A 1897-nucleotide genomic window follows, 5' to 3' on the forward strand; every position below is an offset into this window, starting at 1 on the left:
CCTTCTTACTAATAAAAAATTAACTACACTTTAATTAATAGTCTTTATTCATATAATCATTTGTTAAATCAGGTAATTAAAATAATCAAACTTTCAAAATTATCAATTGAATTCTTATGTCTAAGTAGTGTAGGTAAGTACAATTTCTTAAATTGCCGTTAGTTAAAATTTAAAACTTAATCAAAATGAAGTTAAAATCATTACTATTATTGTTCTTTGGTATTATTAGTTTGACAATGTCTGCTCAAAATTATGGTTCTTCGTCAATTTTGGGGACATGAAGACACCCTAACGAATATCAATGTAAATATCCGAATATCAACGATTAAAAGTGATTTTACTCATTGTAAAACGGAGTGATTTTAGTATATTTATATAGTTGAATATCAATTATATATGCACATCAAACATCTCTTCGGAATCCCAAAAATAAACATCTTAAAAATTGAATTTAATGCACCAAACATGCAATTATTTGCATCGTTGATAGGTAAGCGTGCAAAATGTCCTATATGTCAAAAATACAGCTCTTCTGTACATGGACGATACCAAAGAACCATTACCGATTTACCAGCTTTTGAATTCAATGTAGTCATCATCTTATCAGTTCGAAAATTCAAATGTAGAAATGCATATTGTGAGCAAAAAGTATTTACCGAACGACATAGTCAAATCACTTCATATGCCAGGCGTACTAAAAGAGTTAATGAAATTTTATCAAATGTTGCAATCGAAATGACCAGTGGTTCTGGTCATAAACTTTCTGAGAGAATGAATTTAAAAGTAAGTAGATCTACTCTTATTCGACTTGCACATAATCAAACCCTTCCAAAGGCAAAAGGATTGAAGGTTGTAGGAGTTGATGATTGGGCCTTTCGTAAAGGCATTAGCTACGGAACTATCTTGGTCGATATGGAAACATCAAAGCCTATAGATTTGCTGCCAACCAGGGAAAGTGAAGATCTAAAACGATGGCTTGAAAAGCATCCAAATATTGAAATTATTACAAGAGATAGAGCAAGCTCTTATTCTTCAGCAATAGATGAAGTTTGTCCACAAACAATTCAAGTAGCTGATCGCTTTCATTTATTAATGAATCTATCTGATGCTCTTGATACTTATTTTAAAAGCGTATCTCCAACGATCAACACTCTTATTAAAAACAAGGTTGCGGAGTTAATGGAATTAAATAATGATTCAAAGTCAGTGCCAACACCAGTTACTAAATCGCAGAGCAAAAAAAGCATACTACTTGAAAGGCATGATTCCAGGCAAATAGTATTTGAGAAAGTTAAGGCTCTTCAAAAACAAGGTTATGCAAGGAAAAAGATAGCTAAGGATTTAGGTATAAGTCGAAATACTGTTCGATCATATTTTCTTCAAGAACAACTTACTCCAAAAGTGCACCCACTACGCACAAACATTGAGTTATTTACTGATTATATAATACCCCAAATAAAAACTGAAGGCCATATCATTCAACAAATTATTGCTGATATACGTAAAATGGGATATTCCGGAGGAAATACGCAAGCTTATCAATACATAACACAACTAAGAGAGACAACTAAAGATTCCGCTGTCAACTACTCCGAACATAGATCAGTGAAAATACCATACATTAAGCGTTTAAGTACGCGCAAATTAGCAAAGTACATTGGACGGAATATGAATCGAATAGACGATCCAGATGAAAGGTCTTACCTTAAAGTGTTATTAGAAAACATACCAGCATTGAAGAAAGTGCGTAAGCTCGTGCGCAAATTCAAAACTATGCTGAGAAAGGGAAATGAGGAAATTGAAGACTGGATACAAGTAATTAAAGATTCAAAAGTAAATCTACCGGGCTTAATTACCTTTGCTCGTGGTTTAGAACGCGATATTGAGGCAGTAAAAA

Annotated in this window: 1 protein-coding gene; it reads left to right on the forward strand. The window is 32.8% G+C overall.

Translation table 11 applies throughout. The annotated features are described in order from the left end of the window. Positions 1-465: 465 nt before the first annotated feature. Positions 466-1897 (forward strand): ISL3 family transposase (locus OM075_RS24925; protein WP_301193278.1); only part of this gene is annotated, 1432 nt, incomplete at its 3' end.

This window comes from Plebeiibacterium sediminum, from assembly GCF_026013605.1.
In the GTDB taxonomy this organism is placed as follows: domain Bacteria; phylum Bacteroidota; class Bacteroidia; order Bacteroidales; family Marinilabiliaceae; genus Saccharicrinis; species Saccharicrinis sediminus.